Below are 23789 nucleotides of genomic sequence, written 5' to 3'. Positions count from 1 at the left end.
AGCCCGTCAATAGCCGGCCTGCCGGTCCACCTGGTTCAGCAGCGCCCGCCCGTCCCGCGCGCGACGCAGGTTTTCGATGCACTGCCGCGCCACCAGCTCGTACGACGGGTCCGCCGCGATATGCGGCGTGGCTTCGATGCGGGGATAGTTCCAGATCGGGTCGTCCGCCGACGGCGGTTCCTTGGCGAACACGTCGAGCGCCGCGCCGGCGAGATGTCCCTCGTCGATCAGCGCGATCAGGTCGGCCTCGACCACATGCTCGCCGCGTCCGACGTTGATGAAGAACGCACCCTTTGGCAGCCGCGACAGTGTCTGGCGGTCGAGCATGCCATCGGTCCGCGGGGTCAGCGGCAGCGTGCAGACCAGGATGTCGCTCTGCGCCAGCATCGCGTCAAGGCCGTCGTCGCCGGTGTAGTCGGTCACGCCGGGCAGGTGCTTGGCGCTGCGGCTCCAGCCGCCGACCGGGTAGCCGATGGCGGCGAACATGCGCGCCACCTCGCTGCCGATCTCGCCCAGCCCCAGCACGCCGACGCGGCAGCGCGACTGGTCGCGGCCCGGATGGCGCTTCCACTCGCCACGGCGTTGCTGCGCCGCGTAGGTGGCGAGGTCGCGGGTGTGGCGCAGCGCGGTGGCCAGCACGTAGTGGGCGATGCCGGCCTGCTGGCCGGGATCGACGATGCGCGTGACCGGCATGCTGTCGGGCAGGTCGGGCGCGGCCAGCAGCTTGTCGACGCCCGCAGTGGCGGCGCAGACCAGCCGCAGCTTCGGGTAGGCGGGCAGCACGCCGGGCTTGAGCCCCCAGGCGACGATGGCCTCGACGTCTTCCGGTATCGCGGCCTCGCGGCCGTTCCACACGGTGATATCCGGCGCGGCTTCGCGCAGCGCCGCGGTGATCGGGACCGCCATGAACGACGGCAGGTGGACGAGGATGGCCATGGTCAGTTGCGGTAGTCGGGGTTGATGCGGTCCAGGCGTCGCAGCAGGCCCGGCCAGGCGAGGTTGGAGCCCTTGCCCTTGGTGGCCTGGCGCGCCTGCTGGCCCATGTTGGCGCCGGCGGCTTCCGGCACCGTGGTCAACGGCGAGCCGCCGCTCTGCGCCAGGATCTGGATGCGGCAGGCGGATTCCAGCGTGTACATGGTCAGGAAGGCATCGGCGACGGTGCGGCCGCACGTCAGCAGGCCATGGTTGCGCAGGATCATCTGCTTGCAGCGGCCCAGGTCGGCCACCAGCCGCGCCTTCTCGTCCTGGCGCAGCGCCACGCCTTCATAGTCGTGGTACGCCAGCCCGGTCAGCGCGAACATCGATTGCTGCGAGATCGGCAGCAGCCCCGCCTGCTGCGCGGACACCGCGACGCCGTGCGGCGTATGCGTGTGCATCACGCATCCGACTTCGGGGCGCGCCTCGTGCACCGCGCTGTGGATGATGAAGCCGGCGGGGTTGACGTCATACGGCGTCGCCAGCACGGGCTGCCCTTCATGGTCGACCTTCACCAGGCTGGAGGCGGTGATCTCGTCGAACATCATCCCGTAGGGATTGATCAGGAACTGGTCGGGCGCATCCGGCACCCGTGCCGAGATATGGGTGAAGATCAGGTCGTCCCAGCCGAAGTGGGCGACCAGGCGGTAAGCGGCCGCCAGGTCGACGCGCATCTGCCATTCGGCGTCGGAGACGCGGTCTCTTACTGAATCGACGAGCTGGATCTGGACCATCTAGGTGTCTCCGCGGGGGCATGTCAGTCATTGAACGGGTGCATTCTCATGGCGCACGGCGCCGAAGTCTGTTAAGTAGTTGACAATCTCGACGCCACCAGGGAGAGCGATGTGAAAGGCTCGGAACCAATCCGGACGCTGCCGCGCAGCGTGCTGGCAAGCGGCTGGCTGCGCAACGCGCCGCCCGGCGTGCTCGATGCCGTGGCGAATGCCGCACGCCGCCTGCGCTTTGGTGACGGCGAAATGATCTTTGCGCGCGGCGATCCGCCTACCTATTTCTGCATGGTGCTGTCAGGCCGGGTGCGCATGAGCCGCGTCAGTACCGGCGGGCGCGAGTCGGTGTATTCGGTGATCGGGCGCGGCCGGTGGTTCGGCGAGATCTCTCTGCTGGATGGCAAGCCGCGCACGCACGATGCCTTTGCGGTGGGCAACACCGAGCTGCTGGTGCTGGGCCGGCGCGAATTCCACCGGATCCTGGCCGCGCATCCGGAAGGCATGCAGCTCATCGTGCAGCAGATCTGCGCGCGCCTGCGCGTGGCGTTCGACAATGCGGAGAGCGCGGAGCAGGCACCGGTCGATGCGCGGATGGCGGCGCGCCTGCTGCAACTGGCCGATCGCACCGACCATGTCGTGCGCATCAGCGCGGAGCACCTTGGCGATATGGTCAACCGGTCGCGGCAGACGGTGGCCAAGTACCTGCAGGCGTGGGAGGACGCGGGATTGATCCGGCGGCGATACCGGGCGATCGAGTTGGTGGATGCGGGGGCCTTGAAGCGGTTGGCCAAGGGATAATGTAATTGGCGCGCCGATCCAAAGCCGCCCCCAACTGCAGTGCTGTTTATGCGAGCCAACGCTTGATCGAACCCGCCATCACATTCGCCGAGATGCCATAGCGGTCATGCAGCGTCGGCAACGCACCGGCATCCAGGAAGGCATCCGGCAAGCCGACCTGCCGGAATGGCACGGAGACGCCGGCTTGCATCAGCGTGGTCGCCACCGCCTCACCCAGCCCACCGATCACGGTGTGGTTTTCCGCCACCACCACCAGGCGCCCCGATCGCTTCGCTTCGCGCAGGATCGTTGCAGTGTCCAGCGGCTTGATGGTCGGCACGTGCAGCACCGCCACGCCAACGCGATCGGCTTCGAGTGCCTTGGCCACCTCCAGCGCCCTCATTGTCATGATGCCGGATGAAATCACCAGCACCTCGGCGCCGTCGCGCAGCAGCTTGGCCTTGCCCAGTTCGAACTTGTAGTCGTATTCGTCCAGCACCACCGGCACGTTGCCGCGCAGCAGGCGCGCATACACCGGGCCGTTGTGCGCGGCGATGGCCGGCACCATCTGCTCGATATCGATGGCATCGCACGGGTCGATGACGGTCATATTGGGCATCGCACGCATCAGCGCGAGATCCTCCGCGGCCTGGTGGCTGGGGCCGTATCCGGTGGTCAGCCCCGGCAACGCGCACACAATCTTCACGTCGAGGTTGTCCTCGGCAATGGCCTGGTGCATGAAGTCATAGGCGCGTCGCGTGGCAAACACCGCATACGTCGTGACGAATGGCTGGGCGCCTTCGTGCGCGAAGCCGGCGGCCGCGCCCATCAGCAGTTGCTCGGCCATCCCCATCTGGTAGTAGCGCTCGGGAAACGCCTTCGCAAAGAGATGCAGGTCGGTGTACTTGCCCAGGTCGGCGGTCATGCCGATGACATTGGACTTCTGCCGGCCCAGTTCCACCAGGGCGTGCCCGAACGGCGCCGAGCGGGTGGCCTGCCCCTCGCCGGCGATGGAGGCGATCATCGCCGAGGTCTTCAGCTTCGGCCTGGCGTTGGTGTTCGTATTGGTGCTGCTCATGCTTGTCTCCCGGCTTCCAGGGCCTGCAGTGCGAGTTGCCATTCGTCGGCATCCACGCGGATAAAGTGGTTCTTCTCGCGCTGTTCGAGGAACGGCACGCCGCACCCCATGCGCGTATCGCAGATGATCATGCGCGGCTGGGCGCCCGGATGGGCGCGGGCGGCGCGGAAGGCCTCTGCCACGGCATCGATGTCGTTGCCGTCCACGCGCTGCGTGAACCAGCCGAAGGCTTCGAGCTTGGGCAGCAGCGGCTCGAACGCCATGATCTGCGTCGACGGGCCGTCGGCCTGCTGGTTGTTGACGTCGACCACGGCGATCAGGTTGTCGAGCTTCCAATGGCTGGCGGACAGGATGCCCTCCCAGATCGCGCCCTCGTCCAGCTCGCCGTCGGAGAACAGCGTGTAGACGAAGGCGTCGGAGCCCTTGCGCTTGAGCCCCAGGCAACGGCCAACGGCGATGGTCAGCCCCTGGCCGAGCGATCCGCCCGACATCTCCATGCCCGGCGTGTAGCTGGCCATGCCCGACATCGGCAGGCGGCTGTCGTCGCTGCCATAGGTCTCCAGCTCTTCCGGGGGCAGGATGCCTGCCTCCAACAGTGCCGCGTACAGCGCAATCGCGTAGTGGCCATTCGACAGCAGGAATCGGTCGCGCCCCTCCCACTTGGGGTCTTCCGGGCGGTAGTGCATGGCACCGAAGTAGGCGACCGCGAGCACATCGGCGATATCGAGCGCCTGGCCGATATAGCCCTGGCCCTGGACCTCGCCCATCAGCAGGGCATTGCGGCGGATCCGGTAGGCGCGTTCCCGCAGGGTCACGGCCTGGTCGGAAGTCTGGTGTTGCATGGTGTCTCCTGCAATCAATTGGAAAGATGAGGCAATCGGTAAGGCGCGGCCGCTCAGCGATTGACCGCCTTGGCTGGCACCAGGAAGACGAGCATGGCGCCCGCCACCACCGTGGCCGAGATAAAGATGAGACCGGCGGTGGACTTGCCAGTCAGGTCGTTGAGCCAACCCACGATGGCGGGCGAGAAGAAGCCGGCCAGGTTGGCGACGCAGTTGACCGCCGCGATCCCTGCCGCTGCGGACATGCCGCCCAGCAGCGCGGTCGGCAAAGCCCAGAACTGCGACGACGAGGCCAGGATGCCGGCGGCGGCGACGCACAGGCAGATCAGCGAAGCGGTGACGCTGCCCAGCATCGGCAGGGTCGCAAAGCCCGCCGCGGCGACCAGCATCGGCACGATCAGGTGGAAGCGGCGTTCACGCTGGCGGTCGGCGCTCATGCCGACCAACGGCAGCGCCACGATGGCGCACAGATACGGCAGCGCGGTAAAGATGCCCACCCACAGCGGATCGGCCACGCCAGACTTGCGGATGATGGTTGGCAGCCAGAAGGTCAGCCCGTACTGGCCCAGCACCACGCAGAAGTAGATCGCGGCCATCAGCCACAGGCGGCGGTCGCCCATGAACGACCGGATCGACACGTGGACCACCTTCTGCGCGTTGTCGCCCTCGATATTGCGCTTGAGCAGCGCCTTCTCCGCATCGGTGAGCCAGTGCGCCTGCTCGATGCCGTTGTCCAGGTAGAACAGGATGGCGACGCCCAGGCACAGCGACGGCAGCGCCTCGATCAGGAACAGCCACTTCCACCCGGCCAGGTCGCCCACGCCGTGGAAGGCGTGCATGATGTAGCCCGACAGCGGCCCGCCCACGATGCCCGCCAGCGGGATCGCCATGAAGAACATCGACAGCGCCTTGGCGCGGCGTTCCGAGGGGAACCAGTACGTCATGTACAGGATCACGCCGGGCGCGAAGCCCGCCTCCGCCACACCGAGCAGGAAGCGCAGGATGTAGAACTGGGTCGGCGTGCTGACAAAGGCGAAGCAGGCGGAAATCACCGCCCAGGTCAGCATGATCCGGGCTAGCCACCGCTTGGCACCGACCTTGTGGAGGATGACGTTGCTGGGCACTTCAAAGAGGAAGTAGCCAAGGAAGAAGATGCCGGCGCCGAGGCCGTAGATGGTTTCGCTGAACTGCAGGTCGCTCAGCATCTGCAGCTTGGCAAAGCCTACGTTGACCCGGTCCAGGTAGGCGCCCAGGTAGCACAGCATCAGGAACGGGATCAGGCGCCGCACGACCTTGGCGTAGGTCCGGGTTTCGAACGTGGCCGCGTCGGCGTGCGGCATCGCTTCGCCGCCGATGGGCGAAGGCGCGTATTTGGTTTTCATCGGTTGTCTCCTGCCATGTGCGCCGCGGGTATGGCGCAACGGCATTTGTGGTGGCCCGCCTCTGTGGGCGGCTTATCAGGAAGATTAGTGGATCAGCATGCCGCCGTTGACGTCGAGCGTGATGCCGGTCAGGTAGGCGGACAGGTCGCTCGCCAGGAAGATGCAGGCGTTAGCCACGTCGGCGGCGTTGCCCAGGCGGCCCAGGGGGATGCCCTTGATGATGTCGGCGCGCATCTCGGGGGTGAGCTTGTCGCCGGTGATGTCGGTCTGGATCAGGCCGGGCGTGATCGAATTGACGCGTATTCCATCGGGTCCGAACTCCCGCGCCATGGCACGGGCCAGCCCCAGCACGCCGGCCTTGGCGGCGCTGTAGTGCGGGCCGCCGAAGATGCCGCCGCCGCGCTGGGCGGAGACCGATGACATGCACACGATGCTGCCGCGCTTCTGCTCCTTCATCTGCGGCAGGACCGCCTGCGACATGTACAGGGTGCCGCGCAGGTTGACGTCGACCACGGCGTCGAAGTTGGCCGCCTGGATGTCCAGCGTGCGCACCGGCTGGGTGATGCCGGCGTTGTTGATCAACGCGTCGATGCGGCCATAACGCTGCACCACCGCCTGCGCCGCCCGCTCGCAGGCCGCCTTGTCGGTCACGTCGCAGGCCAGGCCGAAATGCTGCTCGCCCAGTTCCCGCGCCGCCGCCTCGGCGTCCTCCTGCCGCAGGTCCAGGATGACCACCGTGGCCCCCTGCGCGGCAAATGCCCTCGCCGCAGCCTTACCGATGCCGCGCGGCGAAGCGGCCCCCGTGATGATGACGACATTGTTCTCGACCAGCATCTTTTGTCTCCTGACTGTTGATGATTTGATGGGTCAAGTTTTGTCGCTGTAGGCTTTGCGATCAACGCGGTCTGGCTCAGGTATTGCTGAGAAATTTTCAGGTGAGCATGCGTCACGGCGCCTGCTCATGCGCGCCTCACACGACACTTCGCGCCGGAAAGCGGCGCGTTATGGACGGATTCAGCCGGGCAACTGCCGCTCCACCCAGGCCAGAAACCGCTCGACGCGCGGAAGGTCGGCGTTCTGTGCCGGATAGACCAGATGGTGGCTGCCGACCTCGACTGCATGGGATGCATCGAACACCGGCACGAGCGCCCCCTTGCGGATCAGGACCGACGCCAGCAGCGTGCTTTCGAGGGCCACGCCGAGTCCCAGGGCGGCCGTCTCCAGCGACATGTAGGAGCGATCGAAGGTGAAATCGAACGTCTTGCGGTCGGTGGGGACACCGAAGCGGGGGAACCACTGCTGCCATTGGACCAGCGGCGTCTCCGAATAGATCAGGCGCTGCGCCAGCAGATCGGCCGGCGACTGGATCGCATGCCTGGCGAGGTAGGCCGGCGAGGCCAGCGGGGTAATCGTCTCCTTGCGCAGCGTCCTGACCTGCAGGTCACGCCAGTGGGCATAGCCGTGGCGGATGTCGACGTCGTAGTACCCGCTCGTGAAGGAGACGTCCTCGTACGAGCAGGACAGGTTCAGCTGGATGTCTCCGTTGTCTGCCTGGAACGATTCCAGCCGCGGCAGCAGCCACATCAGGCCGAAGCTCGGGCTCGAATGCACGCGCAGGATCTGGACGTCGGACTGGCTGGAAGCGCGCTCGGTCGCGCGGTTCAGTTCCGCCAGCGCCCCGGTGATGTCGCGCAGGTACTGCTCGCCCACCGGCGTCAGGACCAGGCCACGTCCCTGCCGGAAGAAGAGCGCCTGCCCGATCGCGTCCTCGAGATTGCTGATCTGATGGCTGACGGCGGACGCCGTCAGGCCCAACTCCTCCGACGCCCGGCTGACGCTTTTTGTCCTGGCAACGCTTTCGAAGGCGACGATTGCCTTCATCGGTGGAATTCGCATGGCTCGGGGATCGGCAACGGATCAGGGTCAGGTGACGCGGTCCGACCTGGGTGGGGAACATCCGGGAATTCTACTTCCGCCGGACGGGGATGCTTCCGCCGCCACCTCCTGCCGTCTTGGATGAGCCGTTGAGCCTGTTACAACTTGCCTGCGTTTTTCTCCTTGACATCGATCCGCTCATGCACCATCATTCATTCCATCGCATCCGATTTAATATCACGCGATATAAATAAACGACTCAACCACCTTTAAGGATCATCCATGAGCAAGATCGACAAAGTCCTCCTGACCGGCAAAACCCACACCACGCTGAGCGACGCTGGCCGCGACAGCGTTGACATCAAACTCTCGTCGCCCGGCAGCGCCGAGCCGGCCCACGTCTTTGCCGGCATCCAGTCGCACCCGACTGCGGAGCAACTGTTCGCCGGGGCATGGTCGGCCTGTTACATCGCCGCGATCGGGCTCGTGGCCAAGGAGAAGAAGGTGACGCTTCCGCCTGACCTGTCCGTCGAAATCGAGGTCGACCTGGGCCAGACCGGAAAGGAGTACTTCCTGCAGGCGCGCTTCAATGTCCGCTTGCCGGGCGTCGCGCACGACGTGGCGACGGCCATCGCGCACGCCGCCGATGAAATCTGCCCGTACTCGAAGGCGACGCGAGGCAATATCGACGTGGCCCTGAACGTAGTCACCGCGTGATGTACTGCCTGGCCCTGAACATCGACCAGCTTCTTTGACATTTGCAAATTGATCGTATGCGATTAAATCGCATACGATCACGCAACAAGCTCTTCCGCGCGGCCCCGGCCGCGCACAACTTGACACGAACCTGAAGGAAACCATCATGACCGCCAACATCGCCAAGCGTTTTGTCTTCACCGTCGCACTGCTTGCCGCCGCTGCCAGTGCGCAGGCCGCCGGAATCTCCCAAGCGGGCGCGCGCGACCCGTTCACGGACGGTGCCCGTTCGGTCACCAGCGCGCGGAACCCGTACTTTGACGGCGCGCGTTCGGTGAGCGGCGTGCACGACACTTACACCGACGGTGCGCGCTCCGTCCACGATGCCCGCAGCCCGTACTACGATGGGGCCCACGGCTGATGGCTCGGCAATGGCAGCGCTACCGGGCCCACGCCGTATGCCACCGCCCCTGAACGGGTGGTGGCCCGGCCGGCACTGGCGCGCAGAGCGGCACGCGGCATCGCCGCAGTAATTTAGTACACCTCCGATAAAATCGCATCCGATCTATAATGGGCTCTTGCGAACCCACCAGCCTTTGCCCAGAGAGGAAGCCCATGAAATCGACCGACAAGGCGGCCGCCGCGAACCCGACGCTCTCCGACTTCCTGTGTTTTGCCGTCTATTCCGCCAACCTGGCGTTCGGCAAGGCATACAAGCCAATCCTGGAGCAGCTTGGGTTGACCTATACGCAATACATCACCATCGTGGCGCTATGGGAGCAAGACCATCAGACCGTCGGCAGCCTGGGCGAGAAGCTGTTTCTCGAATCGAACACCCTCACCCCGATCCTGAAGAAGCTGGAGGCGATGGGCTATGTCGAGCGACAGCGCGATCCCGAGGACGAGCGCCAGGTGCGGGTCACGCTGACCAAGAGCGGCCGGCGGCTGCGCGAAAAACGCCTGGAAACCGGCCTCGCCGAAGCAACCGGGCTGACACCGGACGAGTTCGCGGGCATCCAGAAGGCAGTCGCCACGCTACGCGACAATCTCGTCGACTCCGTGAAGGCCGAGGAATGAGGTGTTGTCCCGGCGCACGAAGCCTTCGCGAGAGCCACCAATCCAACTATCGCGACTCGTTCGATGGCGAGTCGCGGAGCAACCGGCTGGAGCCACGATCATGAGCAGCAATGCCACCCACTACAACCCGATCAGCTGCGAGTTCCATGATGTGCTTGAGGCGCTCGCGACCGTACGCAGGCCGGCGTCCATCAGCTTCCACGACGACGATGGCGCATTGCGGCAACGCACTGCGATCATCCATGACGTGTACAGCCGGGATGGCGCTGAGTATCTCTCGCTCAGCTCGGGCGAGACCTTGCGCCTCGATCAGCTGGTCGAAGTCGACGGCAACAGGTTGACTGACTTCTTCTGCGCTACAGGCTCAGACCACGCGTGAACCCGGCTTCGCCGTAGAGCCGCGCACGATCAGCTCCGGCGTCAATTGCACCGTCACGGCATCCGACGCCGGCTTCTCGATCTTGCGCAGCAGTAGCCTGGCCGCTTCCTCGCCCATCTCGTGCACGGCAATCCGCACCGTCGTCAGCGGCGGCGTCAGCGCGTCGACGAATGGCATGTCGTTATGCCCCACGATCGAAACGTCATCGGGACAACGCAAGCCACGTTCACGCAGGAAGTCGTAGCAGCCCATCGCCACCAGGTCGTTGCCGGCAGCGATGGCGGTCATCCCGGGGAATGCCTCGAAGAGTTGCTCACAGGCAATCCGCCCGGCTTCGCGCGAATAGCTGGCCGCTTCCACCACCTGCCATTCACCGCGGCGCAGCCGGTGCCGCTTGACCGCCTGGATAAAACCTTCGCGACGCAGATAGCCGGTGGACAGCGACGCCGGCCCGGCAATATGCCCGATATGGCGATGGCCCAGCCCGACCAGGTGGTCGACCGTCTGCCGCATGGCCAGCAGGTTGTCGCTCACCACGCACGAGACCCCGCCGGTACCTTCGCCCCGGTTGACCATGACCACCGGGATATGCTGTTTCAGGCAGTAGTCGAGGATCGGATCCTCCCGTTCCGCGGTGGCCAGCACCAGCCCTTCAACCTGCCGTCCCAGCATCTGGTCGATCACGAAGCGCTGGCGGGTCTTGTCGGTGCCGGCATTGACCACGATCGGCACGTAGCCTTGCTGGGCCAGCACGGATTCGATCCCGGCCAGGATCGGCGGGAACACGGGGTTGGCGATGTCGGGCAGCACCACGCCCACCAGTCCGGAGCGCTGGGTACGCAAGCCCGCCGCGATGCGATTGGGGCGGAAGCCGCGCGCTTCGGCAACTTCCAGGATGCGTGCCGCCACCTCTTCCGCCACCAGGTGCCGCGTGGCCGGGTTCATCACTCGCGAGACGGTCGAGTAATGCACGTCGATCTCGGCAGCCAGGTCTTTGAGGGTGAGGCGCTTGCGCTCGGGCATGGCGGCAGGTGGCTGGGCGGCGGCCCAGGGGGGATTGGAATACGCCATTTTAAGCCAGCCCCACCCTTGCCCCCTGCGTTTTGCTCCACCGCCGCCGCTTGCCGCTACTGGCCAGCCTGCACCCCGGATTGCCGCACCACCGGCGCAAGCTTGCCGATCTCCGACTGGATATAGGCCGCAAATTCCTGTGGTGACGAGCGCTTCGGCTCGGCGCCCTGCGCGGCCAGGCGCTCGCGCACGTCAGGCGCCGCCAGTGCCTTGCCGATCTCGGCATTGAGTGCGTCGACGATTTCCTTCGGTGTGCCGGCAGGGGCCAGTACGCCGAACCAGGAATCGAACGCAAAGCCGGGGAAACCGGACTCCGCGACAGTCGGGATATCCGGCAGCGCGCTGGCTCGCCTGGCCGTGGTCACCGCCAGCGCGCGCAGCTTGCCCTGCTTCACAAATGGCATGGCCGATACGGTGGGCGCGAACATCATGTCGCCGCGGCCGGCCATGACATCCGTCAGCGCTTCGCCGGTGCCCTTGTACGGGATATGGGTGATGTCGATGCCCGCCTGCATCTTGAACATCTCGCCGCTGAGGTGGGTGGAACTGCCGGAACCCGCGGAGTCGAAGTTCAGCGCGCCCGGCGTTGCCCTGGCGGCCGCCACGACGTCCCGCACGGACTTGTACTTGCTGGCGGCGTTGACCACCAGCACATTGGGCACGGTTGCCACCATCGAGACCGGCGTGAAGTCCTTCACCGTGTCATAGGAGAGCTTGGGATACAGCGTGGCATTGATCGCATGCCCGACCGACACCAGGATCAGGGTGTAGCCGTCCGGCGCCGCCTTGGCCACGCCGGTGGCACCGACCGTGCCGCCGGCGCCGGGCCGGTTGTCGACGATCACCTGGTAGGTCCCGCCCTCGCCCATCTTGCTGCCGATAATGCGCGCCAGGATGTCGGTGGCGCTGCCTGCCGAGAACGGCACCACCAGCCGGATCGGCTTGCTGGGGTACTGCGGTTGCGCGCTGGCGGCGGGAGCGGCCGCCAGCATGAACGACGAGGTCAGGGCCAGCACGGCGCCTTGGATGGATCGAATCATGTTATGTCTCCTCACTGCCGAAGCGAGCGCGAACGTCGCGCATCGCCGATCAGGGCGGCACGCCCCTGCCGGGCGCGCCGCCACGCCTCAGAAGAAATGCCGCATGCCGAGCGCGAAGGTCTGCGGGTCGGCGCCGGCGCTCACGCCAAGCTCGTTGATGGCAAAGTCATAGATCGCGTTGCGCTTGTTGTTGATGCGGCTGTAGTACGCAAACAGCGCGGTACGCTTTGACAACGGATAGTCGTAGCCGACGGTGACCTGCGTGGCGCCCGTCTCCGCGCCGCTGCGGAAGAAGCCGACCGTTTCCGTCGCATTGCCAGCACCGTTGCTCGCCAGCGCAAAGCCGACGCGCACGCTGCCCGGGCCGAGCTTCTGCACCAGCGAGGCGTAGTAGCCGTTGCGGGTCAGGTCGCCCGTGGCGGTGCGGTAGTGGAGCCGTTCATAGAGCAACGCGACGGTAGTGCTCGGAAACTTGTAGGACACGCCCGCCTTCATCGCATCGTCCTTGCGGCCGGCGGTCTGGTAGTGCTGGTGGATTTCATAGGCCAGCGCAATGTTGAGCGGCCCATTGTCATAAGCCGCGGAAAACGAATAGAGCCCCGGGTTGCGCGGTACGCTGGTCCTCTCCTCGTTCACGCCCCACGCCGCGGCGCCGCTGAAGCCGGCCAGCGACGGCGTCTTGTAGACGACAAGGTTCTTCTGCCGGCGGTCGAACGAACTGGTGTCCTGGACGTTGTCCGAGCTGGACGTGGAGCCATTGCCGATCAGCGCCATATAGCCGGCGGTGGTCGGGTAGTACGGGTCATAGCCCGCGGTCGCCTCGGTATAGGGCGTTTGCCAGTGGCCCATGAAGAACGTGCCGGCATCCCCCTGCAGCCCGATGCGCGAGTTGCGGCCCGCGATCTGGCCCTGGCCGGTGTCGAGCGAAACGTTGCTTTCGATCTGCCAGATCGCCTTCAGGCTGCCGCCCAGTCCTTCCTCGCCGCGCATGCCGAAGACGGAGCGGTTGTTGGTCAGCCGGCCGGTGCCGCCCAGCTTGATGCCGTCGGTGGCCGTGTTGGCGTACGAATACTCCAGCGCCGTATTGAGGCGCCCGTACAGCGTCACTGAAGACTGCGCGCCGGCCTCGCCGACCCAGCCGGCCGCGACCGTGGCCAGCAGCAGGACGCTGCTGCGCTTCGGAACGGATGTCATTTGTCTCCCCTGCTTCTTGTGGTGGTCTTGTTGTGCATGGGCCGCCCGCCTTCCCGTCCTGCAATCGTTTGCAAAAGCGACCCAAAAAAAATCAGCCCCTGGGATACGGCATCGCCAGCAACAGCATCGCCGGCCGGTTGCCCGGGTTCGACACCTGCCGCGCCTCGCCCGGCGCGAGCCGCACCGAATCGAACTGGCCCAGCGTCACGGTGCCTTCCGGCGTGCGGATGCAGACCTCGCCTTCGAGCACGACGTAATGCTTTTCCACGGGCGAGGCATCCATCGACGTATGGCCGCCCGGCAGCAGTACCGACACACCCAGCCACAGCGCATCGGATGGCCCGGCTTCATGCCCCTGCAGCCGCAGGCAATGCATGCCTTCGTGGTTGGCCGGATAGTAGGCCGGCGCCTGTGCAAACCGGGTCGTATTCATGGCTTGAGCACCACGCGTTCGGTCGCACCCTGCAGCACGGCACGATAGGCGTCCTTGGCCTCTGCGAGCGAATAGGTGTAGTCGGCCAGCACCGGGAACGGCCGCAGCTTGCCGGCGGCAAACATCGGCGCCAGCTGGTCGAGGATGCGTGCGCAGGCACCGCTGTCCAGCGCGAGCGTGTCGACCCCCACATAGGTGTGCTGGCCGCGATAGAACGCAAAGATATCGAACGGCACCGGCTTCTCGATGGTCGAGATAAAGATCTGCGTCGCACCGATCGCCATCGCCTGGTTGGCCTGTTCGAAGTACGGGCTGCCGACGGTGTTGTAGACGATATCCGCGCCGTGGCCGCCGGTCTCCTCGCGCACCACGGCGGCGATGGCTTCGCGGCTGGCATCGATCATGCGCACGTCGCCGCTGGCATGGCCACGATAGGCCTCCGCGGTGCGCTCCACGGCAAAGACGCGGGCGCCCAGCGCCGTGGCGATCTGGATGGTGGCCTGGCCGACCTTGCCGTTGCCGCCGCATACCAGCACGGTGCTGCCGGCCTGCGGCATGCCCGCGCGGCGCAGGCCTTCATAGGCGGTGATGAACGGCACGCCCACGGCGCCGGCTTCCAGCAGCGACAGCGACGCCGGCTTGGCGCGCACGGACGCTGCCTCGATGCGCAGGTACTTGCCATGCGTGCCGTCGCGGCGGATGCCGAGCTCGCCGCCGCTGCCCCACACCTGCAGGCCCAGCAGGCCGGCGGGGCCATCGACCACCAGGCCGGCATAGTCGCGGCCCGGCGTGCGCGGCCAGATGGCGTGCGGCATCAGGCCAAGGGTTGCCTTGACGTCGCTCGGGTTGACCCCGGCGCTGGCGACTTCGATGATGCATTGGTCCGCTGCCGCTTCAGGGCGCGGCACGCCGAGCAGCTCAAGCTGCAGGGCATCGATGTCGGGGGCTTTCTGGGTGACTCGGATGGTGTTCATGATGGTTTCTGTTTGAAATCTGCAATGCTGTTAGGGACTCAGGCTTCGCGCAGGCCGAGCGTGCGACGGGCATCGGCCGACGAGGCAAGCTCGCCGCCAAGCGACCTGACGATGTCGCGCGCCTTGGCGACCAATGCGGCGTTGCTCGGCGCCAGCACGCCCTTCTCCAGGTAGATGTTGTCTTCCAGCCCGACGCGCACATGTCCGCCGGCCAGCCACGCCTGCGCGACGATCGGGAACTCCGCGCGGCCGATGCCGAAGGCCGACCAGTGCGCGCCGGCGGGCAGCATGCTGCGGGCATAGAAAATGGTCTCAGGGGTAGGCGCAAAACCGTACTTGACGCCCAGCACGAAGGTCCACAGCCCGGGGCCATCCAGCACGCCCTCGCGGATAAAGTCGAGCGCCATGTTGAGGTCGCCGGAATCGAAGATCTCCAGCTCCGGCATGACGCCCGCGGCACGGATCGCCGCGGCCATCTTGCGCACGTTGGCGGGCGTATTGATCACGACGTCGCCGCCAGAGTTCATGGTGTTCAGGTCTAGCGAACACACGTCGGGCCGCAGCGCGGTGATGTGTTCGACCCGCCTGGCCGGAGGCAGCAGCGTCGTGCCCGGCGCCGCCACGCGCGGCTCGTCCTCGCTCGGCACGAAGCGGCCGCCGGGGCCGGTGGTGAGGTTGATGATCAGCGCGCGGTTGCGTGCGCGGATGCGGTCGATGACATCGGCGTAGTACTCGAGCGACATCGACGGGCGGCCCGTTTCGGGATCGCGCACGTGGATGTGGGCGGCGGCCGCGCCGGCTTCGGCGGCTTCCAGCGCGGCGTCGGCGATCTGCGCCGGCGTGACGGGCAGGCCGGGATGCTGCTCGGGGGTGGTGATGTTGCCGGTCACCGCGCAGGTGATGATGGTCTTGCGTGCGTGCATGAGCGATGGGTGGTGATGGAAAAGGAAAGGCGTGGCTTATCCGAGCTGGCGGCCACCGTCGACGACGATGGTGGTGCCGGTGGCAAAGCGCAGCGAGGTGGCGCAGGCGGCGATGGCATCGGCCACATCCTGCGCAGTGCCGATGCGCTTGAGCGGCGTCGATTTCGCGGCGCGCTCGTTGAAACTGCTGTCGCGCCCCGGCACGAAGGCGGTATCGACCACGCCCGGCGAGACGTTCAGCACGCGGATCTGCGGCGCCAGCGCGCGCCCGAGCGACATCGCCATGACATCGAGCCCGGCCTTGGCCGCGCAGTACGCGACGTTGCTGCCCTGACCCGTACGGCCAGCGATTGAGCCGACATTGACCACCAGCCCGTCGCCATTGGCGCGCAGGTGCGGCGCAAAGGCGCGGATCGCTGCGAACTGGCCGCGCCAGTTGACGGCAAATAGTTCGTCGATCAGGGCATCGTCCAGCGCGTCGAGGTCGGCATGCGGGATCGCCCGCGTAAAGCCCGCGGTGTTCACCAGGATATCGGCGCGGCCGTAGAGGTGGCTGACCTTGTCGGCCAGCGCGCGCAGCGAGGCGCTGTCGGCAATCTCCGCCACGGCGGCGAGATGGTTGCCGGCCGGCAGCGCGGCCGCGGCGCTGGCCGCCTTCTCGGCGTCGCGCCCGGTCAGGACGATGCTTGCGCCAAGGCGGGCCAGCGTTTCACCGGCGGCGAAGCCGATGCCGCCGGTGCCGCCGAGGATCACGGCAACCTTGCCGGAAAGAGAGGATGCGCTCATGGTTTTCGATGTCGAAATGCGTGGGTGGAGGTCGAGGAAGCCGTCAGTCGATCGGCGGCTTCGGGAAGGTCTGCTGGCCCGGCTCCAGCGTGAAATCGAACTGCAGCGTGTAGAACGGCGCCGCCACGTCGCCCCAGTCGCTGCGGCCGTGGTCGTGCAGCCGCAGGTTGCCCACCAGCAGCCGATGCACGCCGAACGTGACATCGGACTCGAGCTTGTCCGCCTCGTCGGCGAACACCTGGGTCACGAGCGTGCGGTACCCCGGCGCCGCGACGATGAAGTGGATATGCGCGGGCCGGTACGGATGGCGCTGCTGCGCGGCCAGCAACGTGCCCACCGGTCCGTCGGTCGGCACCGGATAGCCGGCGGGGCGCACCGTGCGGAAGTGGTAGTTGCCGTTCTCGTCGGTATGGAAGCAGCCGCGCAGGTTGCGGTCGGGCTGGTTCGGGTCCTGGTTGTCGTACAGGCCTACCGGCGATGCCTGCCAGATCTCGACCAGCGCGCCGGCGAGCGGCGTGCCGTCAGTGGCGCGCACGGTACCGCAGACCAGCAGCGGCAAGCCCGGCGCGTCGTCCTGCACCACGCAGTCGCCACAGGCATAGCGCGGGGCGTTGGCGCGATAGAACGGGCCGAGCAACGCACCGGGCGTGCGCCCGTCCCTGGTGCTGTTGTTCATCACGGTCACCAGCGTCGACAGGCCCAGCACGTCGGCCGCCAGCACGACCTCGTTGTGGCTGGCATGCGTGGCGTGGCCAAGGCGGGCCAGGAACTCCAGCGCGAACTCGAATTCCGCGTCGGTCAGCCGCGCTTCGCGCAGGAAGCCGTGCAGGTGCCGAACCAGCGAGCCCATGACGAAGCGCAGGCGCGGGTCGGACGTGTTGGCCATGGCGGCTTCGACGATGCGGGTTACCGAATGCTCGTCTTCGATCAGTGCGGGGCACAGGCCTGGCGACGCTTGCTGCGTCTCAAAGGAAGTTTCCATGTTTTTCTTGCCTCACTGCAAACGTTTGCAAAGTCTTTGCATTATCGGCGCTGCAAACGTTTGGTCAAGGGCAGAAAGGGGGCCCCAGCGGCCAGCGGGACGCTGGCGCGGGCCTAAACCGCAATCAAAACAAGCGGATACGAAGGGATTTCGGGAGAAACCCTATGAGGTCCTGGTACAGGCTGAATGTGTCGGAGCCGCCGCGCGGCTGGGGACGCGCGCGATGTGTGGGATGGGCATGGCGTCAGCGGCCAGCCGGCTCACTCTCCCTCCCACCGCAACGCCCCCAGGCAAGCCACCAGCGCCGCCACCACATCATCCTCCACCGCCTGCCGCCGCCACATCACCCCCACCGGCGGCAGGTCCCAGCTCAGCGCATGCGGCAGCGCCGTCGCCCCCTTGGCATCGACCAGTTCGCTGGCGACCGCCTTCGGCACGATGGTCGCCGCCGCCGGATGCTTGCGCATCAGCGTGGCCATGGTCTTGATCGAATAGGTCTCGACGATCGGCGTTGGCTGCGCCACCCCGGCCACCGCAAAGATGGTGTTGATGGTGCGCCGGATCGGCGTGTTGGGCGGTGGCAGGATCCAGTCGCGCTCGGCCAGCTGGCGCCAGTCGAGCGGGCCGCGCGCCAGCCGGGCGGCGGCCGCGGTGGGCACGACCAGTGCCGGTTCTTCGCGGTACAGCGGCTGCTGCGCAATATCCGCGCCCGGCGCATAGAAGGTGCGCGCCACCACGCAGTCCAGTTCGTGTTCGCGCAGCGCGTTGACCAACTCGTCGGTGGTGCCTTCGCGTACCAGCACCGAGACCCGCGGTGTCTGCGTCAGGCCGAAGGTGCAGGCGGCGTCGAGCACGCTGCGGCTGATGTAGGGGATCACGCCGATGCGCAGCCGGCCCGACAGCCCGGACCCGATCGCCGCCAGTTCGCGCCCCAGCGCATCGGCATCGGCCAGCGTCAGCCTTGCGTGCGCCAGCACCGCGCGGCCGGTGGGCGTGGGCTCCAGGCCGCGCCGGGTGCGGGTGAACAGCGGCACCATGAAGATGTCTTCGATCTCGCGCAGGGTCTTGGTGACGGCCGGCTGCGACAGGTTCAGCTCGGCCGCCACCCGCGACACCGAACGCTGCCGCTCCAGCGCCAGCAGCAGCGGCAGGTGCCTGAGGCGCAGGCGGGACACGAGGTTGTGGACCAGCTTGTCGGGGGCGATGGACACGGCGCTTCCTGCAAAAATGGGCGAGTTGTATTACCAGATGGTAATACCACGATAACTAATCAGGCGCTGATGGTTATTCGCCAATCCTATACTGCCTGCATCACAGGAGCTGCAATCCATGTTCACCACCCGTCCCGAGATCGTTGGCACCTTTGGCGTCGCCGCCTCCACGCACTGGCTGGCCACGCAGACCGCCATGGGCGTGCTGGAGCGCGGCGGCAATGCCTTCGACGCCGCGGTTGCCGCCGGCTTTGTGCTGCAGGTGGTCGAGCCGCACCTGAACGGCCCCGGCGGCGAAGTGCCGATCGTCTACTGGAGCGAGCGCGAGCGCGCCATGCGCACGGTCTGCGGCCAGGGCCCGGCCCCGGCGCTGGCCGATCCGGACGCGCTGCGCGCCATGGGCCTGGACCTGGTGCCCGGCATCGGCCTGATACCGGCAGCCGTGCCCGGCGCCTTCGGAGCGTGGCTGACGATGCTGCGCGAGCACGGCACCTGGTCGCTGGCCGACGTGCTGGCGCCCGCCATCGGCTATGCCCGCGAAGGCTTCCCGCTGGTGCCGCGCATCTCGCGCGCGATCCTGGCGGTGCAGGCGCTGTTCCGCGACGAGTGGCACAGCTCGGCACAGACGTGGCTGCCGGACGGCAAGGTGCCGCGCCCCGGCAGCCTGCACACGCTGCCCGCGCTGGCCGCCACCTACACCCGCATCGTCGAAGAGGCCCGGCGCCACCGCGATACCCGCACCGGCCAGATCGATGCGGCGATGGACTGCTGGTACCGCGGCTTCGTCGCGCAGGAGATCGATGCGTACTGCCGCAACACGCCGGTGCGCGACACCACCGGCGACAAGCACACCGGGCTGCTGCGCTATGACGACATGGCCAACTGGGCGCCGGAGATCGAGGCCCCCGTCACGCTGGACTTCGGCCGCTACACCGTGGCCAAGTGCGGCATCTGGAGCCAGGGGCCGGTGTTCCTGCAGCAGTTGGGCATGCTGCGCCACGCCGGCCTGGAGCAGCATGCGCCGGAGTCGCCCGAGTTCGTGCACCGCATTGCCGAAGCCACCAAGCTGGCCATGGCCGACCGACTGGCCTGGTACGGTGATCCGCATTTTGCACAGAGCCCGCTGGCGGCGCTGCTCGATGATGGCTACCTGGCGGCGCGCGTGCGGCGCATCGGCACGCGTGCCGCGTTGTCGCTCGACCCGGGCACGGTGAACGGCATGGCGCCGCGCCTGCCCGACCTGGCCGCGGCCGAGCGCACGCTGCAGCGCGCCGACGTGCGCTTCGGCGTGGGCGAGCCGACCTTTGCCGAACTGCCGCCGGTGGCCGAATGGGCCGAGCAGGAGATCTTTGTCGGCGATACCTGCCACATCGATGTGATCGACCGCCACGGCAATATGGTCGCGGCGACGCCGTCGGGCGGCTGGCTGTCGTCGAGCCCGACCATCCCGTCGCTCGGCTTTGCCCTCAATACCCGCCTGCAGATGACCTGGCTGGAGCCCGGCCTCCCCAACACCCTCGCGCCCGGCAAGCGGCCGTGCACCACGCTGTCGCCGTCGCTGGCGCTGCGCGACGGCGAGCCCTACATGGTGTTCGGCACGCCCGGCGGCGACCAGCAGGACCAGTGGTCGCTGGCATTCTTCCTGCGCCACGCCGTCCACGGCATGAACCTGCAGGAGGCGATCGACGCGCCGGCCTGGCATATCGACCACTTCCCGGCATCGTTCTGGCCGCGCCAGACCGTGCTCAACCGCATCAGCGTCGAATCGCGCTTCCCTGAAAGCACCCTGGCGGCGCTGCGCGAACGCGGACACGAAGTGCGCGTGGGCGAGCCCTGGTCCGAGGGCCGCATGTCGGCCTGCTCGCGCGAATTCGATGCCGGCGGCCGGCTGGTGCTGCGCGCCGGCGCCAATCCGCGCGGCATGCAGGGCTATGCGGTCGGGCGCTGACGATTGACGAGACCACTGACGAGAATTGCGGCGGGCCGCATCGTGCGCCCGCCCGGGACGAGGAGGAGTAAGACAATGCGGTTGATCACCAAGACCCTGCTGGGCGGCATGGCCGTGCTGGCGATGTGCTTTACCGGCGCGGCTTCTGCGGCCGATGCCTGGCCGCAGAAGCCGGTCACGCTGATCGTGCCGTGGGCGGCCGGCGGCTCGACCGATATCCTGGCGCGCGTGCTGTCCGAACACCTGACCCGTTCGCTCGGCCAGCCGGTGATCGTGGACAACAAGCCGGGCGCGTCCGGCAATATCGGCTCGGCCATGGTCGCGCGCGCCAAACCCGACGGCTACACGCTGCTGGTCGGCTCGATGAGCACGCACGCGATGAACCCGGCGCTGATGCCAAACATGCCCTTCCGCGGCGTGGAGGATTTCACGCCGCTGGGTCTGCTGGCCTACGTGACCAACACCATGGTGGTCCATCCGTCGGTGCCGGCGCAGAACGTCAAGGATCTGATCGCCTACGCCAAGGCCAACCCGGGCAAGCTCGCCTACGCCAGCGCCGGTCCCGGCTCGACCAACCACCTGAGCGCGGTGCTGTTCGAGAAGATGGCCGGCATCCAGATGCTGCACGTGCCCTACAAGGGCGGCGCGCCCGCCGTGGTCGATACCGTGGCCGGCCAGACCCAGCTGCTGTTCTCCGCCGGCACCCAGACCCTGCCGCACGTGAAGGGCGGCAAGCTGCGCCTGCTAGCCGTCACCGAGAGCAAGCGCTCACCGTTGCTGCCCGATGTGCCGACCGTGGCCGAGACCGTCCCCGGCTATGAACTGGCGGTCTGGTACGGCGCCTTCGGTCCGAAGGGCATGCCGGCGGACCTGACCGCGCGCCTGAACCGCGAGATCAACGCCGTGATGTCCCTGCCCGAGGTCAAGTCCAGGATGAACGCCATCGGCGTCGAGACCGCGACGTCCACCCCGCAGCAGTTCGGCACCATCCTGCACCGCGATGCCGACCGCTACGGCAAGCTGATCCGCGAACTCGGCATCAAGGGGGAATGAAGTGAGCCATATGCGCACGGCCCTGCTGGTGGCCAAGGCCAACGTCCTGTGCGACCGGCTGCAGCAGGCCAGCGATCCCGCCGCCGCGTTCGATGCGATCGGCGCGGCAACCTTGCAGACGATCGGGCCCGGCCTGCTGACGATCAATGCCTGGCATGCCGGCCGGGCGCAGATCGAACGCCTGTGGTCGTCGGATACCTCCGCGTACCCGGTCGGCGGGCGCAAGTCGAAGGGCGACAGCCCGTGGCGGCGCCAGTTGCTCGAACGCGGCGAGCTCTTCACTGGCGAGGGCGACGCGGCGCTGGCGGCGGTGTTCGACGATGTGCAGGTCATCCGCGGCCTCGGCTGCACGGCCGTGGTGAACGTGCCCCTGTGCCACCGGGGGTGGGTGATCGGCACCTTCAACTACCTGGCTGACCGAGCGGAGTGGTCAGCGGCGGAGCTGGCGGCATTGCGCGTGCTGGCGGCGCTGGCCGGGCCCGCGGTACGGGATTTGCTGGCGGCGCGAGGCTGACCCCGGCGACTGGTAAAGCCAATCGATCATCCGGGCGGCTGCAGCGGTGGCCGTGCCGGTACAGCAGGCCAGGTAATTGCAACGGGCAGCGCGTGGCGCTGCCCATTTTGATTTATCCGTGCCTACCGCTCAGCCCTGGCCGCCGCAAACCAGACAGCCCAGCGCGCGCTGAGCCGTGCGGGCCTTGGCCAGGCCGGGTGTGCCCGCGGGACTATCTATCCTCGTAGGCCTCTGGCAAGAATCCCCAGCAACCGATGATCAGCCAGTGCCTTCCCCTCCTCGACGTTTGGCCGTGTCCGCGCCATATGCATGGCCAGCCGGTGGTCGAGAATAGCCCGGCATTGCGCCAATGTGGCCCGTTTCGCAAGCTTCGCGATATCCGCGCCAAGCAGCAGAACGCCAGCCGCATCGGGATCGTACCCCAGCGCCGCAAAGACAGCCTCGTCGAGTTCGAAGACGCGATCGATGTTCCCGGCCTCCGAATAGTTGCGCATCAGCGTAGCGTAATAGAACCGGTGTGGGGCGTCCGCTGCTGCCCGAAACCCTGCGTGCCGCACTAACGCTGCGCCTATCTCGCCAAACTCCGCCCAGGTTTCCACCGCCACGGCAGCAGGATCCAGCGGTCGGTCAGAACTGATCAAGCGCATGCTGGATGACGCCTGAGCGCAACACACCGGCCGCTTCCAGACTGCGTGAATCAAGGCTGGCCATCAGGTCCGCATAGACAACTACCGCTGGCGCGATGCCAGCAGGCTCGGCATTGGCCATCGACGCGGGCCAGAATGCATCGAGAATTTCGATCGCGCCGTCTGGCTGAGGGCGCAACCGGTACTTGTGCATCAAGTGCTTGAGGATCGAGCCCTTGTGCTCTACGTCGACATACATGGTTTGCGTCTCCGCCTGCAGGAACCCAGTCATCTTCTCGGCGGCGACGTCTCCGCTCCAATAAGCATTTCCTGAAACCATTTCGGACGCCGCGCGCCACCAGTCAGGATCGGGCGCTTCATATCGGCCGACTTGCAGTCGGGGCCGCAGGATGGAGGGATAGTTGGCGACCCACTCGTCAAGGAGCCGGTCAGTCGCGGTCAGCCGCCTGCGCTTTGTCGTCGGCTCCTCCAGCAGCAAACCCCGCGCTGCGAGCTCCCTGAAAACTCCGCCGACAGACCCGAGGGCAATGTCACTGGCTTGTGCAATCTCGCGATAGGTCGCCTGCAACAGGGACGGCCGGTTGAGCAGCGCGAAGATCATGCGCAAGGCTGTGGGGTTACCGGTGCCACGCGCCCTGGCCGGCAACAGGGTGGTATCCGGCCGTCCGCCGCTCACGTAGACATAGAGACCGGCGGTCTCCAGATAAGCGTTGCCTGCTGTGTCGATGAATTGCAGGCCGATGTCCCGGCAATGCTCGGCCAGGAAGGGACTGAGATAGGTCGTGATGATCAGGTCGGGCGCTTTTTCTTCAGAGCGCGTGCGAACAAGCGTCAACGCCGCGGTGCTGGCGATCGTGGTTTTCCATGTCGCCTGGTAGCTCTGGGCAATGGTTCCCCGCTTCAGCACCACCGGAAAATCCTGTGTGCTGTCGGTAGCAGGACCGATATGGGCGTCCACGCCCGAGGAACGCTTAAGCGTCTCAAACGCCACACTAACAGCACTTATGATCACTTCACTGTTCATATTTAGCGTCTGTTCACTATTCATGAACATATGATAGATATGAACACCAAGGCCATCAATGACGGAATCCTTCGCCGAACATCGCCTCCTGCCAGCTCCCCGGTACCCGCCCTGCCAGCGACTTCCCCCCCACAACCGCCGACTGCCCCCCGCGGGCGTGTAAACTGCTGGATTTTTCCG

The 23789-nt window shown here is 66.6% G+C and carries 26 protein-coding genes; 8 read left to right on the top strand and 18 right to left on the bottom strand.

The window, feature by feature from the left end:
- Positions 1-6: 6 nt before the first annotated feature.
- Entirely contained in the window at positions 7-936 is a 930-nt protein-coding gene (locus tag ABNX08_RS34150; protein ID WP_022537616.1) for a glyoxylate/hydroxypyruvate reductase A, read from the bottom strand.
- A gap of 2 nt (positions 937-938) precedes the next feature.
- Positions 939-1709 carry a class II aldolase/adducin family protein gene (locus ABNX08_RS34145; RefSeq protein ID WP_022537615.1) on the bottom strand — a complete coding sequence of 257 codons (771 nt, stop codon included), beginning with the start codon at positions 1707-1709 and terminating at the stop codon, positions 939-941.
- Between the two features lie 111 nt (positions 1710-1820).
- Between ABNX08_RS34145 and ABNX08_RS34140 the strand changes: the two genes are divergently transcribed.
- Positions 1821-2501 carry a Crp/Fnr family transcriptional regulator gene (locus ABNX08_RS34140; RefSeq protein ID WP_022537614.1) on the top strand — a complete coding sequence of 227 codons (681 nt, stop codon included), beginning with the start codon at positions 1821-1823 and terminating at the stop codon, positions 2499-2501.
- Positions 2502-2547: 46 nt separating this feature from the next.
- Here the strand turns inward: ABNX08_RS34140 and ABNX08_RS34135 are convergent, their stop codons facing one another.
- From ABNX08_RS34135 to ABNX08_RS34115, 5 genes are all read right to left on the bottom strand, one after another.
- Positions 2548-3558, bottom strand: a complete 1011-nt coding sequence (locus ABNX08_RS34135) for a transketolase family protein (RefSeq protein ID WP_022537613.1) — start codon at positions 3556-3558, stop codon at positions 2548-2550.
- A complete protein-coding gene (locus ABNX08_RS34130; protein WP_022537612.1) occupies positions 3555-4400 on the bottom strand; it encodes a transketolase in 846 nt (281 codons plus the stop codon). Before ABNX08_RS34130 ends, ABNX08_RS34135 begins: the two co-directional genes overlap by 4 nt.
- Positions 4401-4453: 53 nt before the next feature.
- A complete protein-coding gene (locus ABNX08_RS34125) occupies positions 4454-5782 on the bottom strand; it encodes an MFS transporter (protein ID WP_022537611.1) in 1329 nt (442 codons plus the stop codon).
- Between the two features lie 84 nt (positions 5783-5866).
- Entirely contained in the window at positions 5867-6616 is a 750-nt protein-coding gene (locus ABNX08_RS34120; RefSeq protein WP_022537610.1) for an SDR family NAD(P)-dependent oxidoreductase, read from the bottom strand.
- A 180-nt stretch (positions 6617-6796) separates the two neighbouring features.
- Positions 6797-7678, bottom strand: a complete 882-nt coding sequence (locus ABNX08_RS34115; protein ID WP_022537609.1) for a LysR substrate-binding domain-containing protein — start codon at positions 7676-7678, stop codon at positions 6797-6799.
- 261 nt (positions 7679-7939) lie between these two features.
- On the opposite strand from ABNX08_RS34115, the gene ABNX08_RS34110 reads away from it, so the two are divergent.
- From ABNX08_RS34110 to ABNX08_RS34095, 4 genes are all read left to right on the top strand, one after another.
- Complete coding sequence (locus ABNX08_RS34110) at positions 7940-8374, top strand: Ohr family peroxiredoxin (RefSeq protein WP_022537608.1); 435 nt, start codon at positions 7940-7942, stop codon at positions 8372-8374.
- A gap of 145 nt (positions 8375-8519) precedes the next feature.
- A complete protein-coding gene (locus ABNX08_RS34105) occupies positions 8520-8774 on the top strand; it encodes a hypothetical protein (protein ID WP_022537607.1) in 255 nt (84 codons plus the stop codon).
- Between the two features lie 194 nt (positions 8775-8968).
- Positions 8969-9430, top strand: a complete 462-nt coding sequence (locus ABNX08_RS34100) for a MarR family winged helix-turn-helix transcriptional regulator (protein WP_022537606.1) — start codon at positions 8969-8971, stop codon at positions 9428-9430.
- Positions 9431-9530: 100 nt separating this feature from the next.
- Positions 9531-9809 (top strand): hypothetical protein, encoded by a 279-nt coding sequence (locus tag ABNX08_RS34095; protein WP_041681675.1) that lies wholly within the window; start codon positions 9531-9533, stop codon positions 9807-9809.
- Here the strand turns inward: ABNX08_RS34095 and ABNX08_RS34090 are convergent.
- The 9 genes from ABNX08_RS34090 to ABNX08_RS34050 form a co-directional block, all read right to left on the bottom strand.
- Positions 9795-10880, bottom strand: a complete 1086-nt coding sequence (locus ABNX08_RS34090; protein WP_022537604.1) for a LacI family DNA-binding transcriptional regulator — start codon at positions 10878-10880, stop codon at positions 9795-9797. The two genes, ABNX08_RS34095 and ABNX08_RS34090, sit on opposite strands and share 15 nt — an antisense overlap.
- 56 nt (positions 10881-10936) lie before the next feature.
- Positions 10937-11920: a tripartite tricarboxylate transporter substrate binding protein gene (locus tag ABNX08_RS34085; RefSeq protein WP_022537603.1), complete on the bottom strand. Its 984-nt coding sequence runs from the start codon at positions 11918-11920 to the stop codon at positions 10937-10939.
- Between the two features lie 87 nt (positions 11921-12007).
- Positions 12008-13114 (bottom strand): porin, encoded by a 1107-nt coding sequence (locus ABNX08_RS34080; protein ID WP_022537602.1) that lies wholly within the window; start codon positions 13112-13114, stop codon positions 12008-12010.
- 91 nt (positions 13115-13205) lie between these two features.
- Positions 13206-13547, bottom strand: coding sequence for a cupin domain-containing protein (locus ABNX08_RS34075; protein WP_022537601.1), 342 nt, complete (start codon positions 13545-13547; stop codon positions 13206-13208).
- Positions 13544-14521: a zinc-binding alcohol dehydrogenase family protein gene (locus tag ABNX08_RS34070; protein WP_349605828.1), complete on the bottom strand. Its 978-nt coding sequence runs from the start codon at positions 14519-14521 to the stop codon at positions 13544-13546. Before ABNX08_RS34070 ends, ABNX08_RS34075 begins: the two co-directional genes overlap by 4 nt.
- Positions 14522-14559: 38 nt before the next feature.
- The gene (locus ABNX08_RS34065) at positions 14560-15444 is read right to left on the bottom strand and encodes a 3-keto-5-aminohexanoate cleavage protein (protein WP_022537599.1); all 885 of its coding nucleotides are present in this window, start codon (positions 15442-15444) and stop codon (positions 14560-14562) included.
- A gap of 36 nt (positions 15445-15480) precedes the next feature.
- Positions 15481-16230, bottom strand: coding sequence for an SDR family NAD(P)-dependent oxidoreductase (locus ABNX08_RS34060; RefSeq protein WP_022537598.1), 750 nt, complete (start codon positions 16228-16230; stop codon positions 15481-15483).
- 43 nt (positions 16231-16273) lie between these two features.
- Positions 16274-17212 carry a dioxygenase gene (locus tag ABNX08_RS34055; protein ID WP_022537597.1) on the bottom strand — a complete coding sequence of 313 codons (939 nt, stop codon included), beginning with the start codon at positions 17210-17212 and terminating at the stop codon, positions 16274-16276.
- Positions 17213-17472: 260 nt separating this feature from the next.
- On the bottom strand, positions 17473-18423 hold the full coding sequence (locus ABNX08_RS34050) for a LysR substrate-binding domain-containing protein (RefSeq protein ID WP_022537596.1): 951 nt from the start codon (positions 18421-18423) through the stop codon (positions 17473-17475).
- Between the two features lie 118 nt (positions 18424-18541).
- Between ABNX08_RS34050 and ABNX08_RS34045 the strand changes: the two genes are divergently transcribed.
- The 3 genes from ABNX08_RS34045 to ABNX08_RS34035 all read left to right on the top strand — a co-directional run bounded on the left by ABNX08_RS34045 (position 18542) and on the right by ABNX08_RS34035 (position 21938).
- Positions 18542-20371, top strand: a complete 1830-nt coding sequence (locus ABNX08_RS34045; RefSeq protein ID WP_022537595.1) for a gamma-glutamyltransferase family protein — start codon at positions 18542-18544, stop codon at positions 20369-20371.
- A 75-nt stretch (positions 20372-20446) separates the two neighbouring features.
- Positions 20447-21424 carry a tripartite tricarboxylate transporter substrate binding protein gene (locus tag ABNX08_RS34040; protein WP_022537594.1) on the top strand — a complete coding sequence of 326 codons (978 nt, stop codon included), beginning with the start codon at positions 20447-20449 and terminating at the stop codon, positions 21422-21424.
- 10 nt (positions 21425-21434) lie between these two features.
- On the top strand, positions 21435-21938 hold the full coding sequence (locus ABNX08_RS34035) for a GAF domain-containing protein (RefSeq protein WP_051369941.1): 504 nt from the start codon (positions 21435-21437) through the stop codon (positions 21936-21938).
- A gap of 215 nt (positions 21939-22153) precedes the next feature.
- Here the strand turns inward: ABNX08_RS34035 and ABNX08_RS34030 are convergent, their stop codons facing one another.
- Complete coding sequence (locus tag ABNX08_RS34030; protein ID WP_041681674.1) at positions 22154-22585, bottom strand: hypothetical protein; 432 nt, start codon at positions 22583-22585, stop codon at positions 22154-22156.
- On the bottom strand, positions 22566-23633 hold the full coding sequence (locus tag ABNX08_RS34025; RefSeq protein WP_349605825.1) for a type IV toxin-antitoxin system AbiEi family antitoxin: 1068 nt from the start codon (positions 23631-23633) through the stop codon (positions 22566-22568). The genes ABNX08_RS34030 and ABNX08_RS34025 overlap by 20 nt, the downstream gene beginning before the upstream one ends.
- Positions 23634-23789 lie beyond the last annotated feature (156 nt).

This window comes from Cupriavidus sp. DF5525 (assembly GCF_040149425.2).
Classification (GTDB): Bacteria; Pseudomonadota; Gammaproteobacteria; order Burkholderiales; family Burkholderiaceae; genus Cupriavidus; species Cupriavidus pickettii_A.
This window is presented reverse-complemented; position numbering and strand designations above follow the sequence as displayed.

Coding starts and splice junctions, on each gene's coding strand:
- ABNX08_RS34150 (WP_022537616.1), bottom strand. CDS start 936: ATGGCCATCCTCGTCCACCTGCCGTCGTTCATGGCGGTCCCGATCACC.
- ABNX08_RS34145 (WP_022537615.1), bottom strand. CDS start 1,709: ATGGTCCAGATCCAGCTCGTCGATTCAGTAAGAGACCGCGTCTCCGAC.
- ABNX08_RS34135 (WP_022537613.1), bottom strand. CDS start 3,558: ATGAGCAGCACCAATACGAACACCAACGCCAGGCCGAAGCTGAAGACC.
- ABNX08_RS34130 (WP_022537612.1), bottom strand. CDS start 4,400: ATGCAACACCAGACTTCCGACCAGGCCGTGACCCTGCGGGAACGCGCC.
- ABNX08_RS34125 (WP_022537611.1), bottom strand. CDS start 5,782: ATGAAAACCAAATACGCGCCTTCGCCCATCGGCGGCGAAGCGATGCCG.
- ABNX08_RS34120 (WP_022537610.1), bottom strand. CDS start 6,616: ATGCTGGTCGAGAACAATGTCGTCATCATCACGGGGGCCGCTTCGCCG.
- ABNX08_RS34115 (WP_022537609.1), bottom strand. CDS start 7,678: ATGCGAATTCCACCGATGAAGGCAATCGTCGCCTTCGAAAGCGTTGCC.
- ABNX08_RS34110 (WP_022537608.1), top strand. CDS start 7,940: ATGAGCAAGATCGACAAAGTCCTCCTGACCGGCAAAACCCACACCACG.
- ABNX08_RS34105 (WP_022537607.1), top strand. CDS start 8,520: ATGACCGCCAACATCGCCAAGCGTTTTGTCTTCACCGTCGCACTGCTT.
- ABNX08_RS34100 (WP_022537606.1), top strand. CDS start 8,969: ATGAAATCGACCGACAAGGCGGCCGCCGCGAACCCGACGCTCTCCGAC.
- ABNX08_RS34095 (WP_041681675.1), top strand. CDS start 9,531: ATGAGCAGCAATGCCACCCACTACAACCCGATCAGCTGCGAGTTCCAT.
- ABNX08_RS34090 (WP_022537604.1), bottom strand. CDS start 10,880: ATGGCGTATTCCAATCCCCCCTGGGCCGCCGCCCAGCCACCTGCCGCC.
- ABNX08_RS34085 (WP_022537603.1), bottom strand. CDS start 11,920: ATGATTCGATCCATCCAAGGCGCCGTGCTGGCCCTGACCTCGTCGTTC.
- ABNX08_RS34080 (WP_022537602.1), bottom strand. CDS start 13,114: ATGACATCCGTTCCGAAGCGCAGCAGCGTCCTGCTGCTGGCCACGGTC.
- ABNX08_RS34075 (WP_022537601.1), bottom strand. CDS start 13,547: ATGAATACGACCCGGTTTGCACAGGCGCCGGCCTACTATCCGGCCAAC.
- ABNX08_RS34070 (WP_349605828.1), bottom strand. CDS start 14,521: ATGAACACCATCCGAGTCACCCAGAAAGCCCCCGACATCGATGCCCTG.
- ABNX08_RS34065 (WP_022537599.1), bottom strand. CDS start 15,444: ATGCACGCACGCAAGACCATCATCACCTGCGCGGTGACCGGCAACATC.
- ABNX08_RS34060 (WP_022537598.1), bottom strand. CDS start 16,230: ATGAGCGCATCCTCTCTTTCCGGCAAGGTTGCCGTGATCCTCGGCGGC.
- ABNX08_RS34055 (WP_022537597.1), bottom strand. CDS start 17,212: ATGGAAACTTCCTTTGAGACGCAGCAAGCGTCGCCAGGCCTGTGCCCC.
- ABNX08_RS34045 (WP_022537595.1), top strand. CDS start 18,542: ATGTTCACCACCCGTCCCGAGATCGTTGGCACCTTTGGCGTCGCCGCC.
- ABNX08_RS34040 (WP_022537594.1), top strand. CDS start 20,447: ATGCGGTTGATCACCAAGACCCTGCTGGGCGGCATGGCCGTGCTGGCG.
- ABNX08_RS34035 (WP_051369941.1), top strand. CDS start 21,435: ATGCGCACGGCCCTGCTGGTGGCCAAGGCCAACGTCCTGTGCGACCGG.
- ABNX08_RS34030 (WP_041681674.1), bottom strand. CDS start 22,585: ATGCGCTTGATCAGTTCTGACCGACCGCTGGATCCTGCTGCCGTGGCG.
- ABNX08_RS34025 (WP_349605825.1), bottom strand. CDS start 23,633: ATGAATAGTGAACAGACGCTAAATATGAACAGTGAAGTGATCATAAGT.